At 58.4% G+C, this 17,176-nt stretch carries 16 protein-coding genes; 9 read left to right on the plus strand and 7 right to left on the minus strand.

Going from position 1 to position 17,176, the window contains the following annotated elements:
• Positions 1-40 precede the first annotated feature (40 nt).
• From mlc to BBB56_RS16875, 4 genes are all read left to right on the plus strand, one after another.
• Complete coding sequence (gene mlc / locus BBB56_RS16860; RefSeq protein ID WP_123802096.1) at positions 41-1,258, plus strand: sugar metabolism global transcriptional regulator Mlc; 1,218 nt, start codon at positions 41-43, stop codon at positions 1,256-1,258.
• Positions 1,259-1,362: 104 nt separating this feature from the next.
• Entirely contained in the window at positions 1,363-2,061 is a 699-nt protein-coding gene (gene bioD, locus BBB56_RS16865; protein WP_233593053.1) for a dethiobiotin synthase, read from the plus strand.
• A gap of 183 nt (positions 2,062-2,244) precedes the next feature.
• On the plus strand, positions 2,245-3,624 hold the full coding sequence (locus tag BBB56_RS16870) for a nucleobase:cation symporter-2 family protein (RefSeq protein ID WP_123802098.1): 1,380 nt from the start codon (positions 2,245-2,247) through the stop codon (positions 3,622-3,624).
• 373 nt (positions 3,625-3,997) lie between these two features.
• On the plus strand, positions 3,998-5,464 hold the full coding sequence (locus BBB56_RS16875) for an MDR family MFS transporter (RefSeq protein ID WP_123802099.1): 1,467 nt from the start codon (positions 3,998-4,000) through the stop codon (positions 5,462-5,464).
• A gap of 28 nt (positions 5,465-5,492) precedes the next feature.
• Here the strand turns inward: BBB56_RS16875 and BBB56_RS16880 are convergent, their stop codons facing one another.
• Both BBB56_RS16880 and BBB56_RS16885 read right to left on the minus strand, forming a co-directional pair.
• Positions 5,493-5,789, minus strand: coding sequence for a DUF1161 domain-containing protein (locus BBB56_RS16880; protein WP_123802100.1), 297 nt, complete (start codon positions 5,787-5,789; stop codon positions 5,493-5,495).
• Positions 5,790-5,843: 54 nt separating this feature from the next.
• Positions 5,844-6,179 (minus strand): DUF1283 family protein, encoded by a 336-nt coding sequence (locus tag BBB56_RS16885; RefSeq protein WP_123802128.1) that lies wholly within the window; start codon positions 6,177-6,179, stop codon positions 5,844-5,846.
• A 131-nt stretch (positions 6,180-6,310) separates the two neighbouring features.
• Here BBB56_RS16885 and BBB56_RS16890 point away from each other — a divergent pair, with 131 nt between their 5' ends.
• A complete protein-coding gene (locus BBB56_RS16890; protein ID WP_123802101.1) occupies positions 6,311-6,640 on the plus strand; it encodes a YnfA family protein in 330 nt (109 codons plus the stop codon).
• A 33-nt stretch (positions 6,641-6,673) separates the two neighbouring features.
• Here BBB56_RS16890 and ydfG read toward each other — a convergent pair whose 3' ends face one another.
• On the minus strand, positions 6,674-7,420 hold the full coding sequence (gene ydfG / locus BBB56_RS16895) for a bifunctional NADP-dependent 3-hydroxy acid dehydrogenase/3-hydroxypropionate dehydrogenase YdfG (protein ID WP_123802102.1): 747 nt from the start codon (positions 7,418-7,420) through the stop codon (positions 6,674-6,676).
• 1,187 nt (positions 7,421-8,607) lie between these two features.
• Here ydfG and guaD point away from each other — a divergent pair.
• The gene (guaD, locus tag BBB56_RS16900; protein WP_123802103.1) at positions 8,608-9,921 is read left to right on the plus strand and encodes a guanine deaminase; all 1,314 of its coding nucleotides are present in this window, start codon (positions 8,608-8,610) and stop codon (positions 9,919-9,921) included.
• A gap of 60 nt (positions 9,922-9,981) precedes the next feature.
• Positions 9,982-12,030, plus strand: coding sequence for a peptidyl-dipeptidase Dcp (gene dcp, locus BBB56_RS16905; RefSeq protein WP_123802104.1), 2,049 nt, complete (start codon positions 9,982-9,984; stop codon positions 12,028-12,030).
• 30 nt (positions 12,031-12,060) lie between these two features.
• Here dcp and hpxO read toward each other — a convergent pair whose 3' ends face one another.
• Positions 12,061-13,218, minus strand: coding sequence for an FAD-dependent urate hydroxylase HpxO (gene hpxO / locus BBB56_RS16910; protein ID WP_123802105.1), 1,158 nt, complete (start codon positions 13,216-13,218; stop codon positions 12,061-12,063).
• Between the two features lie 268 nt (positions 13,219-13,486).
• On the opposite strand from hpxO, the gene BBB56_RS16915 reads away from it, so the two are divergent.
• Both BBB56_RS16915 and BBB56_RS16920 read left to right on the plus strand, forming a co-directional pair.
• Positions 13,487-13,747 carry a hypothetical protein gene (locus tag BBB56_RS16915; RefSeq protein WP_123802106.1) on the plus strand — a complete coding sequence of 87 codons (261 nt, stop codon included), beginning with the start codon at positions 13,487-13,489 and terminating at the stop codon, positions 13,745-13,747.
• A gap of 161 nt (positions 13,748-13,908) precedes the next feature.
• Positions 13,909-14,238 carry a DMT family transporter gene (locus BBB56_RS16920; RefSeq protein WP_123802107.1) on the plus strand — a complete coding sequence of 110 codons (330 nt, stop codon included), beginning with the start codon at positions 13,909-13,911 and terminating at the stop codon, positions 14,236-14,238.
• Between the two features lies 1 nt (position 14,239).
• Here BBB56_RS16920 and BBB56_RS16925 read toward each other — a convergent pair whose 3' ends face one another.
• From BBB56_RS16925 to BBB56_RS16935, 3 genes are all read right to left on the minus strand, one after another.
• Entirely contained in the window at positions 14,240-15,307 is a 1,068-nt protein-coding gene (locus BBB56_RS16925; protein WP_123802108.1) for an NAD(P)H-dependent flavin oxidoreductase, read from the minus strand.
• Between the two features lie 70 nt (positions 15,308-15,377).
• On the minus strand, positions 15,378-16,112 hold the full coding sequence (locus BBB56_RS16930) for a substrate-binding domain-containing protein (RefSeq protein ID WP_123802109.1): 735 nt from the start codon (positions 16,110-16,112) through the stop codon (positions 15,378-15,380).
• Entirely contained in the window at positions 16,078-17,148 is a 1,071-nt protein-coding gene (locus tag BBB56_RS16935) for an ABC transporter substrate-binding protein (protein ID WP_123802110.1), read from the minus strand. The genes BBB56_RS16930 and BBB56_RS16935 overlap by 35 nt, the downstream gene beginning before the upstream one ends.
• Positions 17,149-17,176 lie beyond the last annotated feature (28 nt).

Below are 17,176 nucleotides of genomic sequence, written 5' to 3' on the forward strand. Positions count from 1 at the left end.
GCTGTTTATTTAGAAGCGCGAAAATAACCGGGAGCAAGGCGTGAATCTGGACAGTCAGCCTGGCCATATTGACCAGATCAAACAGACCAATGCAGGGGTTGTCTATCGACTGATCGATCTCCACGGCCCCATCTCGCGTATCGAACTTTCAAGGCTGGCGCAGCTCGCTCCCGCCAGCATTACCAAAATTGTGCGTGAAATGCTGGATGCGCATCTGGTGCAGGAAACCGAGTTTCAGGAGCCGGGTTCGCGCGGCCGTCCGGCGATAGGGCTGATTCTGGATACCGTTGCCTGGCACTATCTTGCCGCACGGCTGTACCGGGGCGTTTTAACGCTGACGTTGCGCGATCTCAGCGGTCGCGCCCTGGTTGAGGAATCCCTGCCGTTGCCTGACGAAAGTCAGCAGCCATTACTCTCTTCATTAATTGAGCAGGTTGACACCTTTTTTATTCGCCATCAGCACAGGCTGGAACGGCTGACGGCTATTGCCATGAGCTTGCCCGGCCTGATTAACGCCGCTTCAGGGGTGGTGCATCGCTTACCGGGCTACGCGGCCCAGGAGATGCCGCTGGGGGATGCTCTGGCGCAGCACACGGGCGTGCCGGTTTTCATTCAGCATGACATTTCAGCCTGGACGCTGGCCGAGTCGCTGTTCGGCGCATCCCGCGGCGCCCAGGATGTGATTCAAATTGTCATCGATGATACCGTCGGCGCGGGCGTTATCAGCGGCGGTCAGCTGCTGCATAAAAGCGGCCGCGCGCTGGTCGAGATTGGCCACACGCAAATCGATCCCTACGGGCAGCAGTGCTATTGCGGCAATCACGGCTGTCTGGAAACGGTGGCCAGCACCGGCAGTCTGCTGGCGCTGGCGGCGCAGCGGCTGTTGGTGCAGCCGGACAGCGTGCTGCATCAGCAGCCGTTAACGCTGGCGTCGCTCTGTCTGGCGGCTCAGCAAGGGGACCGCGTGGCGCGCGACGTTATCGCAGGCGTCGGGCATCACATCGGCCGCATGCTGGCGATGATGATCAATATTTTCAATCCGCAGCATATCTTAATCGGCTCGCCTCTTAATCAGGCCGCCGATGTGCTGTTTCCCGCCGTCAGCAGCACGATCCGTCAGCAGGCGTTGCCTGCCTACAGCGAGGCGATCCAGCTGGCGCCCACCGAATTTCGCGAACCCGGTACGCTGGGGGCGGCGGCGTTAATCAAGGACGCGCTCTATAGCGGCTATTTGTTAGTGAAGCTGTTACAAGGTTGAGCTCGACTGAACTTTGCGCTAACGCAAGCTGACTGGCGTCCACATTCCCTACAATGCGTTTTACATTTTTTGTAAAAAGATGCAAAACGTTGAGGAGGAGTGAAGTGAAAAACCTGTTCATTACCGGCACTGACACCGCTGTAGGGAAGACCGTGGTGTCACGCGCGCTTCTGCAGTACCTCGCTCGCGCCGGACTGAGTGCCGTTGGCTTTAAACCGGTGGCCAGAAACGCGGTTCCAGGCGCGGAGGGCCTGCGCAGCAAAGATGCGCTGGTGTTGCAGAGCAGCTCTACCCTTGATCTGCCTTACAGCGCCATCAATCCCCTCATTTATGAAGAAGATGAAGTCAGTACCCGTCCCCATGAGCCGATGGACTATGCCCTGTTAAGCAGCAGCCTGCATCGTCTGCAACAGCAGGCCGACTGTGTGGTGACTGAAGGAACGGGCGGCTGGCGCAGCCTGATGAACGATGCGAAGCCGCTGTCAGGCTGGGTAGCGCAACACCAGCTTCCGGTAGTGCTGGTGGTGGGCATTAAGCAGGGATGTCTGAACCATGCGCTGCTGACTGCCGAGGCGATTGGCCGCGATGGGCTGCCGCTGGCGGGCTGGGTAGCAAACCGCATCAATCCGGGACTGGCGCACTATGCCGAGCTAATTTCAGTGCTGAGCGACAACATTAGCGCGCCGCTGCTGGGGGAGCTGCCTTATCTTCCCCGCGCTGAGCAGCGCGATCTGGCGGGGTATCTTGATCTGACCTCCCTGGGCGTCGCACCCGTGCCCGTTTCCGGTGCAAAGATTGCCTGATGGTGAAACACTGCCTGTCAAAACCCCGGCGGCTGAACCAATAGTTTCAGGGTCAGGCCTGCCGGTTATCGTTGTTTTATCTGTTACCAGTCAACAAATTACGGTTTTTTTTTGCTGCGGAAAAGCCTTGTGGCGTGATTCATGCATTAGCTTCACTTATCACAAGCCTGCCGGAGCACTAAGATGTCCCATCCAGAAGAAAACGTCCTGCTGTACGGGCTGGACGAGCCAGTACGACCTGCGCCTGCTTTTTTTGCCGCGCTTCAGCATGTGCTGGCCAGCGTGGTCGGCATTATTACTCCGCCGTTGATTATTGGTTCCGTGCTGGGGCTTCAGCAATGGATCCCTTATCTCATCAGTATGTCGCTGCTGGTTTCCGGCATGGGCACCTTTCTCCAGGCGCGGCGTATAGCGGGAATCGGCGCGGGCATGATCTGTCTGCAAGGCACCAGCTTCGCCTTTCTGGGCGTTATTCTCTCTGGCGGCATGATGGTTAAAAGCCGGGGCGGCTCGCCAGAAGACATTATGGCGATGATTTTCGGCTGTACGCTGGTCGCTGCGCTTATCCCGCTGCTGATTAGCCGCTGCGTTCAGCAGCTGCGCCGGGTATTAACGCCAGTGGTGACGGGTACGGTCATCACGCTGATCGGCATCAGCCTGATTAAAGTGAGCATTACCGACTGGGCAGGCGGGCATCAGGCCGCCAACTTCGGCGCGCCGGCTAACCTGGCGCTGGGCGCGTTAACGCTGCTGGTGATTATTACGCTGAACCGCATGCGGAACCGCTGGGCGCGACTGATCGCCGTTATTGCCGGTATTGCCGTGGGCTGCGTGGCGGCGACGCTGAGTGGGAATCTGGTGCTGAAGCCGCTGACCGAAACCAGCTGGCTGGCGCTGCCTGGCTTTTTCCGCTTTGGTTTTGCTTTTGACTGGACCATCTTCTTACCTATTGCGCTGGTGTCGGTGATTTCCGTCATTGAGGCGGTGGGCGATCTCACCGCCAACTGTCTGCTGTCGCAGCAGCCGATTAGCGGACCGCAGTTTCAGCGTCGTCTACAGGGCGGCATCTGTGCCGATGGCGTGAGCTGCGTGCTGGCGGCGATGTTTTCCGCTTTTCCTAATACCACTTTCGCCCAGAATAACGGCGTGATTCAGATGACCGGCGTTGCGAGCCGCTACGTTGGCATGGTGATAGGCGCAATGCTGGCGCTGCTGGGGCTGTTTCCTGTTGTCGGCGCGCTGATGCAGCAGATCCCGCCGCCGGTGCTGGGGGGCGCAACCCTGGTGATGTTCGGCAGCGTGGTGGCTGCCGGTATCCGCGTCATGACGCAGACTCCGCTGGGGCGCAGAGAGATGCTGATTGTGGCGGTATCCTTTGGCCTGGGGCTGGGCGTCGAGGCGGTGCCGGATGTGCTGAAACAGTTTCCGCCGCTGATCGGTCAGATTTTTGGCCATGCTGTCACCACTGGCGGCGTGCTGGCGATTCTGCTGAATCTGGTACTGCCCAGCGAGCAGCCGGCGGTATCCTTGCCCCAGAGCGAAACCCTCAACAAAGGGCTGTAGCAGGGCGCATTAAAAGCTTCAGCCGGAGCAGGGCTGGTGGACGGAGAGGGCGGAAACAACAGACGACGCCCTCTGCCGCAGATTGCTATCCTCTGGCTCCGATGATTTCCTGCGATCGCAGCCAGCGCCAGACGCGTATAATTTCTGCCTTACAGACAGCCTGACAGGCGCTGTTTTATCCTTCCTGTACGCCGCAGGCATGCGGCGCGTCACAAAACCTGCCGGTTCAGACCAGTCCGCTTCAACGGCATATTATTCTCATTCAGCAAAGCAGACGCGCGATAAAGGTGGCGCTGTCACTAAAGGGGCGCACGTCACGCACATCAGCAGCCTGAATTTAGGCTAGCCTTGCTGAATAACAAAAGGGAGTTCTATGACTGAAAGCGCACACCTTCACGTCAGCCACCGCGGCTGGATCCTGTTCGCCTGTATGCTCGCGATGTTTATGGCCGCCATTGAAGTCACCATTGTGGCGACAGCCATGCCGACCATCATTGCCGATCTGGGCGGCTTTTCGCAGTTTGGCTGGGTTTTTTCTGTCTATCTGCTGACCCAGGCGGTGAGCGTGCCGCTCTATGGACGTCTGGCAGATATGTGGGGACGACGCAAAATGTTTTTTATCGGCACATCGCTGTTCCTGGCAGGATCGGTGCTGTGCGGTTTTGCCCAAAATATGCTGTGGCTGATCCTGTTTCGCGCCTTTCAGGGGCTGGGCGCAGGGGCGATTATGCCGCTCAGCTCAACCATTGTGGCCGATATTTACTCGCCGCGCGAACGCGCCAGCGTGCAGGGCTGGCTCTCCAGCGTCTGGGGCGTGGCGGCCATTACCGGACCCTTAACCGGGGCCTGGCTGGTGGAGCATTTTAGCTGGTCGCTGATTTTCTGGGTGAATCTGCCGATAGGGCTAATGAGCATGGCGCTGCTGGCGCGCTTTTTACCAGCGCACTGCGCAGAGGAGAAGTCGCAGCCGCTTAACGTCACGGGCAGCGTCTGGCTGATGCTGTGCGTGAGCGCACTGCTGATGGCGATGCTACAGGCGGAGTGGCTGGGCTACTGGCTGATCGCCTTTCTGTTACTGGCGCTGTTTGCGGGCTGGCAGCTTAAAAAGCATGAACTGCGCGCCGATGCGCCGCTGTTCCCGCTGGAGATCTGGCGCAGCCGTCTGATCATCGCGGGCAATGCGGGCAACCTGATTATCGGCGCGGCCATGATGGGCATCAGCGCCTTTCTGCCCACCTGGATTCAGGGGATTACCGGCGGCACGCCGTTGCAGGCGGGCAGCACGCTGGCGATGATGTCCATCGGCTGGCCGCTTGCCAGCACCCTGAGCGGGCGGCTGATCCTGCGGACCTCGTACCGCTTCACCGCGCAGATTGGCGCTCTGTTGCTGATCCTGGGCAGCGCGTTGCTGCTGTTGCTGCGCGCCGACAGTTCGATGCTGCAGGCGGGGGCGACGGCATTTGTTATCGGTACCGGTATGGGTATGACCAGCACCACCTTTCTGGTCTCGGTGCAGAATCATGCGCATTATGACATCCGCGGCATCTGCACCGCGTCGATTATGTTCAGCCGCATGATGGGGTCAGCGATCGGGACGGCGTTAATGGGCGCGGTGCTGAATCTGAATCTGGCGCAGCGGCTGCCGCAGGCGCAGGATCCGGTTCAGCAGATTATGTCTACCCAGTCACGCAGCGCGCTCTCCAGCGAGACGCTGCACCATATGGAACAGGCTATTGCCGCCTCGCTGCACTGGGTATTTGTCGTGGCGCTGGTGATAGCGCTGTTTGCGCCGGGGGTGGCGTGGATGATGCCGCGTCAGCGGCCGGAACGGACGGAATAGAAAAGGGCGACAATGTCGCCCTGAAAAACTACTGCGCGGGGGCGTCCTGCGAGCTGCCTGCGCTGTCGGGGACGCTGCTGTCATCATCGCGTCCCACGCGTTTATAAACAATTTTCTGTGTGTCGTTTTCGCAGTGGCCGACGACCTGACCGCCAGCCTGGTCTACCTGATCGTTCGGCACGATATCCAGCGTAAAGCCCGATTCCGGCACGCCATTCTGAATAATTTTCTGGCTGATGTCCGCCTTAACGGATTCGCAGGAGGCCTGTGCCAGCACCGGCAGCGCCAGTAAAGTTGCGAGTAACATTCCGGTTTGTTTCTTCATCGTCTTCTCCTTTGCGTAGTGAACCTTACTGACTATAGCATCCTGTGGGAAAAATCAGGGGGCGACGGGACGGCCGGTGCGGCGATCCAGACAGCGCAGCGTATTGGCTTCCCAGTAGGCGTTAACGTTGTAACTTTTCTCGCAGGCATCGCGCGTATCGAATGCGGTATCGGCTTTGTCGAACTCTTTCTCTACGCGGGAGTTAACCTTGTTACGCAGGCTACGCGTGTCATTCCATTGCTCTTTGCTCTGACGCGCCGCTTCATTACTGGCGGCGCTGTTGCCGTTTTCAATAATCAGGCGGTTGGTGTCCGCGCTGACCTGAACGGCAGTCAGCATCGTACTGCTGGCCAGCAGCGCGGCAAGCAGGGTCGGAAACAATTTCTTCATCATCTTTTCCTTCAGTTAATACCCGGCGCACAGAGGCGGTTCTGGGTTGCGACAGGCAGGCATTAGTATATCATCGCGCTTTATTTACTCACCAGTAGTGTGCCGCTGGTTTATTTTTCATGGAGCCTGTGATGCTGGTGAAAACCGCGCTGCTGTTTTTTTTGACCGCTATCGCGGAAATCGTCGGTTGCTTTCTGCCCTGGCTGTGGCTGAAAAAGAACGGCTCTGCCTGGCTGCTGTTGCCTGCCGCGCTAAGCCTGATGGCCTTTGTCTGGCTACTGACGCTGCACCCAGCGGCAAGCGGGCGCGTCTATGCCGCCTATGGTGGGGTTTATGTGCTGACTGCGCTGCTGTGGCTGCGCGTTGTGGATGGCGTAAAACTCAGCGTATGGGACTGGAGCGGGGCGCTGATCGCCTTTTGCGGCATGTTAATTATTGTGGCCGGCTGGGGCCGCGCCTGATATGAGGCCAGCCGTAACGGCTGGCCTGCGCCGTCAGGGCTTATGCACCTTCAGGCCAGCCAGCGTCTGGCTGACCGGCATCATTTCCAGCGTATTGATATTGACGTGTTTCGGCAGCGTCGCCACCCAGTACACCGCTTCGGTAACATCTTCTGCCGTCAGCGCCGTTGTACCGTCATAAACCTGTTCCGCTTTGGCGTCATCGCCCTTAAAGCGCACGTTAGAGAACTCAGTGCCGCCTACCAGGCCCGGCTCGATGTCGGTGACGCGCAGCGCGGTGCCGTGCAGATCGGTGCGCAGATTAAGGCTGAACTGGCGCACAAAGGCTTTGGTCGCGCCGTAGACGTTGCCGCCTGCATAAGGCCAGCTTCCGGCGATGGAGCCGATATTGATAATATGGCCGACGTTACGCTCTACCATGTCCGGCAGCAGGGCGCGGGTCATAAACACCAGACCTTTGGTGTTGGTGTCGATCATGTTTTCCCAGTCGTCAACGCTGGCGCGATGGGCTGGCTCAATGCCGAGGGCCAGGCCGGCGTTGTTAACCAGAACGTCGATGTGGCGCCAGTCAGCGGGTAGCGAGGCGATGGCCTCTTCAATTGCGGCGCGGTTGCGCACATCCAGCTGAAGGGTATAAAGATTGTCGCCCAGCTCTTCTTTCAGCGCCTGTAGACGTTCGGCGCGGCGGCCGCTGGCAATGACTTTGTGACCTGTTTCAATGAAGCGGCGGGTGATACTTTGACCAAAACCGGCGGTCGCGCCGGTAACAAAAATAATCATCTCACTGTTCCTTCAACAATTTCGGTAGCAATTAGCGTAGTGATAGTAAAGTTAACGGCCTGAACAAAAAAGGGCTAAAAGACATTTCAGGCGCAAATCAGCCATATCCACAAAACCGCATTATGCATTTCGATTTGGATGCCGTTAAATCCCGTCCGTCAGGCGCTATTAACCATTTCTAAAGCGGTAATTACCGCAGCAGCCTCGACAGAGAACATCCGGCGGGCGCAGGCCTGACACAGCGAGCAAGACGCTCAGCGCCTGATTGCGGAGTTTATCGGGTTTGCGCCAGGCTATAAATGCCGCTTGCGCAAAGGGTGTCGCCTTATTCAGAACTTTTATCGCAAAGCTTTTCTTTATTTCTTATATATTGCGCTCAGCGATTCAGCCTGTGAGAAAGGGCATAGTTCATTTGCTGACTGATATTTCACCGGAGTCCGGTATTTCTTTATGGCAGACGAATGTCTCGTCCTGAAATTTGCCACGCGAGATGTCTTGCATCATTTTTTTGTCGGCTGACATCGCAAAAAGGGGGATCGCAACCTACTGGTTTTTGCTTTTTTCTGTTCATTCGTCCTTTTTTATCGTTTCCGTTTATGAGGAAAAAGAGTGAGGCAACGCTGCTTTTCACGCAGGAATAAAATAATTAAATTGCTGAGCAGGTATTAATTTTGTCATTCATTATTGCTGCGCCTGACGGCCCTGTCCGCACAAAAAATCACTGATAGTCGGTCACGTATAAGAAAGGCAGCCACCTGACGGCGGGGAGTCGTTTAACGCTGACAACTGCCGGTTATCCGCACCAGCATCCTCTCTGAATCAGCGCCTTTATGCCGTAGCGTGTTGCTCTTTTCGAGCCTGATATAACCGCGCCGCTGTGCGGCAAAAATACGCGCCGGGCGTAAAGTAAATATCAATATCACCCTGTGCGCTGTAATAAGGCGCGCTGCACCAGCACAGGGCAGCGTCGCCAGTCGGCCGCTCAGACTGCGCACAGGGCTTTTCCAGCCACATCGCAGGTAATCGGTTGCGCATACGATACCCTTATCATCAGGGATGCAATAAAAGGCTTTTTCGCTAACGCGTTGAATCGCTGGCGTTTATAACATGGCTCTGGCACAGGGGTTGCAACATGAAAGCATTCATCTCATGTTGTTCGCGCCAGTATGGGCGCGATAAGGAACCCTATGTCGCACACGACCACCGCTATCCGCGCCAGCTTTTTCGATTTTACCGGCGTGGCAGAAGATCCTGAGGAGATAATGGCGCGGGCGCGCTATATCGAAGACGGCGTGCTGCTGATTGAAGCGGGGCGAGTTGTCGCACTCTATGCCTGGGATGCGCTGGCGCAGCGGCCTGACAATCTACTGGATATGCGCGGCAAACTGATTGTGCCGGGTTTTGTCGATACGCATATTCACTATCCGCAGACAGAGATGATTGGCGCCTATGGCGAACAGCTGCTTGAATGGCTTAACCAGTATACTTTTCCCGTCGAGAGCCAGTACCACTGCGCGGATCATGCTGCCGCCATGTCGGCTTTCTTTCTGCAACAGCTGCTGGCGAACGGCACCACCAGTGCGCTGGTGTTCGGTACCGTTCATCCTCAGTCGGTCGATGCGCTGTTCAGCGCCGCGGAAACCATCGATATGCGCATCATTGCCGGAAAGGTAATGATGGACCGCCATGCGCCTGACGCGCTGCTGGAAACCCCGGAACAGAGCTATGCGGATACCCGCGCGCTGATTGAGCGCTGGCACGGGCGCGGACGTCTCAGCTACGCGCTGACGCCGCGCTTTGCGCCGACCTCGACCAGCGCGCTGCTTGCTAAAGTTCAGCAGCTGCGGCAGGAGTTTCCCGACGTCTGGCTGCATACGCACCTGAGCGAGAACCCGCAGGAGGTGGCCTGGGTCAGGTCGCTGTTTCCGCAGCGCGAAGGCTATCTTGATGTCTACCACCATTATCAGCTAACCGGACGACGCAGTCTGTTCGCGCACTGTCTGCATCTGGAGGACCATGAATGGCAGTGTCTGCATGAAACGGATTCCGCCATTGCCTTTTGCCCGACCTCTAATTTGTTTCTTGGCAGCGGGTTATTCAATCTGAAGCGCAGCTGGCAGCAGGGCGTCAGAATTGGTATCGGAACGGATGTCGGCGCGGGCACCACCTTCAATATGCTTCAGACGCTGGGAGAGGCCTATAAAGTCGGGCAGCTACAGCAGTACCGACTCAGCGCTGCGGAGGCCTTTTACCACGCCACGCTCGGCGGGGCGCACGCGCTGGATCAGCATGACTATATCGGCAACTTCGCGCCAGGCAAAGAAGCCGATTTTGTGGTGATCGATCCCGCCGTGTCGCCGCTACAGCGCCTGCGCATCGGCAACAGCCAGGCAATCTGGGAGCGACTTTTTGTGCTGATGACGCTGGGCGACGATCGCAATATCGCGCAAACCTGGGTGAATGGACGCAGGGTCTGGTCGCGCGACGCCGCCGCCTGCTGAGTTGTCCGCAGCGCGGCAACCTGCCAGGATAATCTTTTGCACAGCGATCAGGAGCGAGGCATGAACGTCAGACAAAATCCGTTTTTCCAGGTCAGTACGTTGCCCTGGCAGGCGCCACCCTTTGACCAGATTCAGGAACACGATTTTCTGCCTGCGCTTCAGGCGGGCATAGAGGAGAAGCGTCAGGAGGTGCAGGCGATTGCCAGCAATCCGGACGCGCCCACTTTCGCTAATACCTTCGAGGCGCTTGAGCGCAGCGGTCAGCTGCTGGAGCGGGTCAATCTGGTGTTCGGCGCGATGACCTCTGCGCATACCAGCGACTATCTGCAACAGGTCGATGAAGAGATCGCGCCGCAGCTCACCGCCCTGAACGATGAAATCGTGCTGAACAGCACCCTGTTTGCGCGGCTGGATGCGGTTTATCAGCAGCGCCAGTCGCTGGCGCTCGATCCTGAATCCCTCCGGCTGGTGGAAGTGACCTGGCAACATTATCAGCTGTCAGGCGCCAGCCTGGAGGAAGAGGCGAAGAGTAAACTCAGACTGCTGAATCAGCAGGCGGCGCGCCTGAGTACCCGCTTTACCAACAAACTGCTGGCCGCCACCAAAGCGGGCGGGCTGGTTGTGCAGGAGGTGGGCGAGCTGGCGGGGCTGAGTCAGTCGGATCTTGCCGTGGCGCAGGCAGCGGCGAAAGCGCGCGGACTGGAGAATGCCTGGCTGCTGGTGTTGCAAAACACGACCCAGCAGTCGGCGCTTCAGACGCTGCGCTCGCGCGCCACCCGTCAGGCGCTGTTTAACGCCTCTGTCAGCCGCAGCGAGAAGGGCGACGAAAATGATACCCGCGCGCTGCTGCTGGAGCTGGCGCAGGTGCGCGCTCAGCAGGCGCAGCTGCTGGGCTTCGCTACCTTTGCTGAATGGCAGCTCAGGGATCAGATGGCGAAAACCCCGGACGCGGCCTTTGCGTTTATGCGCAATATTGTTCCCGCCGCGCGTGCGCGCGCCGAACGGGAAGCGGCGGCGATTCAGCAGACCATTGACCAGCAGCAGGGCGACTTTACCCTGGCAGCCTGGGACTGGAATTATTATGCCGAACAGGTGCGTAAGGCGCAGTACGATCTCGACGAAAATCAGATCCGCCCTTACTTCGAGCTAAACACTGTGCTAGAGAAAGGGGTGTTCTGGGCGGCGAATCAGCTCTACGGCATTCGCTTCAGCGAGCGTCACGATCTGCCGGTTTATCATCCCGACGTGCGCGTCTATGAAATTTTCGATGTGGATGACGCGCCGCTGGCGCTGTTCTATACCGACTACTTTAAGCGCGACAACAAAGGCGGCGGCGCATGGATGAGCAACTTCGTGAATCAGTCGCGCCTGCTGGCAACGCGCCCGGTGGTGTATAACGTCTGCAACTACACCCGACCGCCGGAAGGCGAACCGGCGCTGCTGAGCTGGGATGAGGTCGTCACGCTGTTCCATGAGTTTGGTCATACGCTGCACGGGATTTTTGCTACCCAGCGTTATCCCAGCCTCTCCGGCACCGCGACGCCGCGCGATTTCGTTGAGTTTCCCTCGCAGTTCAATGAACACTGGGCCAGCGAGCCGCTGGTGTTCCTGAACTATGCGCGTCACTACCAGAGCGGCGAGGCGATGCCGGAGGCGCTGCATCAAAAAATCGTGCGCGCCAGCCGGTTTAACAAAGGCTATGACATGAGCGAACTGCTGGCCGCCGCGCTGCTCGATCTACACTGGCACAGTATTAGCGCAGGCGACGCGCCGAAATCGGTGGAGGGGTTTGAGCAGCAGTCTCTGCAAAGCGATAATCTGGCGCTGGCGGCCGTTCCGCCGCGCTATCGCTCCAGCTATTTCCAGCATATCTGGGGCGGCGGCTATGCGGCGGGCTATTACGCCTATATCTGGACGCAGATGCTGGCGGATGATGGCTATCAGTGGTTTGTCGAGAACGGCGGGCTGTCGCGCGAAAACGGCGATCGGTTCCGCCAGATGATTTTGTCGCGCGGCAACAGTAGCGATTTAAAACAGCTGTATGAGAACTGGCGCGGCGGCGAGCCGAAGCTGGAGCCGATGCTGAAAAATCGCGGACTGGCTGACTAACCGCAAGCGGGCGCACGGCCCGCTTTTGTTTTAGCCCAGCGGACCGCCTTCTATGGTTTCGCACATGCCGGCCAGCACCCGTTCGCCGGTTTCCTGACGCAGTTCCTGATACCAGGCCTGGGTTGCCTGCGCATCTTTGCCATGGGTGACGTCGCAGCGTTTGCGGGCCTTCAGCACCAGATCGCGGGTGCGTTCGACGCGCCGCGCCTCATAGCGCAGCAGCGCATCCTCTATTCCCAGCGAATGCGCGCTCAGCGCGCTGGCCAGCACGACGGCATCTTCCATCGCCGCGCAGCCGCCCTGACCAATATCCGGCGTGGTGCTGTGAGCCGCATCGCCCAGCAGCGCAACACGGCCTCTGACAAACCGGCTAAAGGGTTCGATGTCATGGATTTCGACACGGTTGGTGGTGGCCGGATCAATGGCGTCGATCAGCCGCTGCACCGGCTGCGCCCAGCCCTGAAAGTAACGGGCCAGATCGGCTTTAAGGGTGCTGCGATCTTCCGCCAGACCTTTTGGCAGAGGAACGTCAAAGAAAAAATAAAAGCGGTTCTGGCTGACCGGCATCAGCGAGACGCGTTTGCCTTCGCCTACAAAAGTGGTCCACTGATCGGCAGGCGCCAGGGCGTCATCAATCTCGACCAGGCCATTCCAGTTTACGTAACCGGCGTAGCGTCGTTCTACCTGCTCACCCAGTACGGCGTGACGGATAACCGAGTGCGCCCCGTCCGCGGCGATCAGCAAATCACCCTGAGCGGTGGTGCCATCGCTAAAACAGGCCGTCACGCCGCTGTTGTGCTGGATAATCTCCGTGACCCGCTTGCCAAAGCTGACCCGCTCGCGGCCGTAACTGTCGATAAGCATTGCCTGAAGCTCGGCGCGCGCGACCGGGTAGGGGTATTCACCGACCTGCTTCACCAGCGGCTCCAGACTAAAGCGCGTCAGGGTCGCGCCGCTGGCGAAATCCTGATAGGCCATAAAGGCCATATTGCCGCCCAGCGCGCGCAGCTGCGACTTGAGGCCCAGCGTGTTCAGACACTTTACGCCATTCGGCCAGATGGAAATAGCAGCGCCGACCGGCTTCATCTCTTTCACCGCTTCATAAACCGCAGTCTCAATGCCCGCTCTTTCCAGCGCGATAGCCGCGCTCATGCCGCCGATGCCGCCGCCGATTACAATCGCTTTCATCTTATGCTCCGTTCCTTGTTAATGGGTTAACGGCTGCAACTTTTGTACCAACTCGCCGAGCCGCGCGGGGCGGGGTTGTCAGGCGTCAGACGCGCGCGCGCGGGCACCAGTGCGCGCCAGAATGCACTCCAGTGGTGCATGTGAACGGCCGTGAATCGATCGTTTCAGGTGGCCGCACGTCATTTTCAGCAGCTTTTGTCTGCCGCGCACAGACATGAGCCATATTGCCAGCCATACTTAGCCCGTGTAGAACCCAGGGAGAGTAAAAATGAAAATGCGTTACGCCATGCTGATGCTGAGCGCGCTGCTGCTGGGGCAAAGCGCACAGGCGCAGCCGACGGTTTCTCAGACCCTCTTTGCCGGACGCGCGCCCATTGCCCAGTTCACGCCGGTGGCGGCAAAATGCGATGTCGCCAGCTGTCAGCAGAACTGCTATGTCGAGCGTTCGCACTGCAATACCAGAGGCAACGGCTCCTGTAGCAGCGAAGCGCAGATTTGCGTGCAGAATTGCGCCAGCCAGTGTCGATAAGCTAAAGCGGCGAACCCGGACGTTTGCCGTTTATTGATTCATATCAAACCTGTCCGTAGCTGTTTCCCTTTGTTAACGCGCATCTCTTAAACTCATCATTTCTCTGTCATGGCAGTCCGCTTCACTGTTCGGCGGCGTTCGTTTGTTTAAAAAAGGATGTTATGAGTTACCTATATCTGTTTATCGCTATTGTGGCGGAGGTCATTGCCACCAGTAGTCTGAAGGCGTCTGAATCGTTTACGCGTCTGTGGCCCTCCGTTATCACAGTCTGCGGATACATTATCGCTTTCTATTTTCTGACGCTGGTGCTGCGCACGATGCCGACCGGTATTGCCTATGCCATCTGGTCCGGCGTGGGCATTGTGTTGATCTCTGCGGTCGGCTGGATCTGGTTTAAGCAGAAGCTGGATCTGCCCGCGATCGTCGGTCTGGCGCTGATCATCGCGGGCGTATTGGTGGTCAATCTCTTCTCTAAGACGGTGGGGCACTGAGTCAGGCGCTAAGCGCGGCCTGATACTCCGCTTTCAGGGTCTGCACCAGCTGCCCGGCGGGGAGTTCGCGCGCCAGCATTGCGCCCTGGCCCGCCCACTGCGCGCCGAAGCCGTGTTCGCCCTGCGCGGCGGCGGCGGCGTTCAGCGCTTTGCCTAATGCGTAGGTCAGAGGATAAGCGGGGATCGCCTTAGCGCTGATGCCGCGCGTAACGTCACAAAAGGCATTGCGAATAGAGCGCGCGGGTCTGCCCGATATCGCGGCGGTCAGCTCCGTGTGCGCCGCTGCGTCGCTTTTTAGCGCCGCGCGCCAGGCCGCGTTCGCGGCCGATTCCGGGCAGAGGATAAATGCCGTCCCCATTTGCACGCCCGTCACGCCCAGCTTTATCATCGCGGCGATACCCTTGCCGTCCATAATGCCGCCTGCGGCGATGACGGGATGGTCGCTGTCGCTGAGAATTGCCTGTACCAGCGCCAGAGTGCTCATCTGCGCATCCGCTTTTTCAGGATCAAACATGCCGCGATGACCGCCTGCTTCGATGCCTTGCGCCACAATAAAATCAACGCCCGCCTGCGCGATAAGCCGCGCCTCCTCAACGGAGGTGGCGCTGGCCAGCGTCGCAATACCCCGGCTTTTTAGCCGATCGAGGACCCGCGGTTCAGGCAGGCCAAAATGAAAACTCACCGCGGCAGGCATCGCATCGAGGATCACATCCAGCATCGGCGAATCAGCGTTGAACGTCGGGTAGATCTCCGTCAGAGAGGCGGGGGGTTGCGCACCATACTGCGCAAACAGCGGTCTGAAGCGTTCTATCCAGCTATTTTCACATTCAGCATTGCGTGCGGGCGGGGTATGACAGAAGAGGTTCACATTGAACGGCGCGGTAGTCAGCTCGCACAGGCGCGTTAGCATGGCGCTGGCCTGCGCTGGATTTGAGGCGCCGACGCTAACCGAACCGAGCGCGCCTGCGTTACTGACGGCGGCGGCCAGCTCAGGCGTCGATACGCCCGCCATAGGCGCCTGTATTAACGGGAAGTTTATCTGAAGCGCGCGGCAGAGGCGGTTGTCCATAATCAGTCCTGCTGGTGAATTGCATGGCGGACAGCTTCGCCTCGTCGAGGACAAAACGCAATTCAGATGTTTAACGCTGCGGCGTGAACTGCAAAAATCCCTGTTGCAGCAGCAGCGTTTGCGCCGTGTCTGAACGTAAAAAATCTCCCAGCTGCCGCGCCGACGGCTGGCAAACCGCATAACCGTAATGCGCCACAACATTGACATCCGCCGGGATGTCAAAAACCTTCAGCGCAGGAAAGGTAGTCAGCCGAGGCGCATAGCTGGCATAGCCAATAAACAGGTCGGCATGATGATGGGTTAACAGCCAGTGCGCGGCTATCGCGCCTGGGGGCAGTGCCAGACTGTCAGGCCCGCCCACCCGCGTTTGCGCACGCTGGCGCAACTCTTTTCCCAGACCGGGATAATAACGCTCCAGCGCGGCAAACATCTGCCACGTATAGTCGCCGCAAGGATCGCTCAGCGGCGTAGAGGTCGCCAGCCGTAGTGTCGGGCGTTGCAGCAGGCTGAGCCAGTTATCCCCAGCAGTAACGATGTCCGCTCTGGCCGTGAGGCAGAGGCGGTTGGCGGCAAAGAGGCGGCTTTCGCTTGCCAGGCGCTGCTGGAGCAGCGCCTCAGTATGTTGCAGGCTGGCAGAGGCGAACAGGGCGCAAGCCTCGCCCTGTTCAATGCGATGACGCAGCAATCCCGCCGGGCCGAAGACGGTTTCAGTGGCTATGCCGCTTTGCGCGCTAAACGCCGCCATCAGTGCCGGCCAGACCGGCCGCAGGCTACCGGCTGCCAGTAGATGCAGTCGTGTCGACATAATGGGTGCGGTAGAAGCGCTGATACCAGCGGTCGGCCAGCTGCTGCATATCGATGTCGCGGAATTTTTCCGGATAGAGCTGTTTGGCCATCCACAGTTCGCCCAGGCCCAGCGCTTCAGGCATGGGATAGCCCCAGGCTTTCGCATAGGCGGGCATTAGCCAGACGCGGTGATTTTTCACGGCGTCAATAGGCTGCCACTGACTGTTCTGATTGATCTCGTTAACCACTTCAGGATAGCGATCCTGCACAAAAATCACCTGAGGATTCCAGGCAATAATCTGTTCCATGCTGACCGGCTTAAACCCCTGAACGCTGGCTGCGGCAACGTTCAGCGCGCCAGCATGCTTCATCATCAGGCCGGTATATTTACCGGATCCGTACGTCATCAGCGAGGGGTTGGCCATATAGGCGCGTACGCGCTGCGACTGGGGCAGGGAAGCGAGGCGATCCTCAACCAGCTTGTGCCCGGCAAAAGCCGCGTCGATCAGCGCTTTGGCTTCCTGCTGCTGGTTGACGACTTCGCCTGCCAGCATGATGCCTTCTTTTAGCCCCAGGCCATAAGCTTTCTCTTCATCCTCCATACCGGGATTGATTTTTGCCTGCTGGCCGGGTTCGTCATGACGCAGAGAAATGGCGATGACCGGAATACCCAGCGCAGAAATTTTATCAATCATCTCCTGCGGGGCGTAGTTAGCGACAAAAACCACCTGGGGATGAAGTGCGACCAGACTTTCGACGTCTACGTGGGTGAGGTCGCCCAGCATGGCTTTATGGGTAAGCTCCGGAACCAGCTGTGCATATCCGTCACCCAGCTGCTGTTTCCAGTTAGCAAGAATGCCCACAATCTTGTCGGTCGCATTGAGTTGAACCAGCAGGTTCAGCGTCTGATGCTGTAACACGACCACGCGGTCCACCTTGTCGGGGAGGGTGACATGGCGGCCAAGCTGGTCTGTGACGAGTCGGCTGGCCTGGCTGGTAAAACTGCTGAGGCTGAGTAGCCCCGCTAAGAGGGAAAGACGCAACATACGAGACATAGCTGACTCCGTGATTCGATATATTTCC

The organism is Candidatus Pantoea deserta (genome assembly GCF_003813865.1).
Taxonomy (GTDB): domain Bacteria; phylum Pseudomonadota; class Gammaproteobacteria; order Enterobacterales; family Enterobacteriaceae; genus Pantoea; species Pantoea deserta.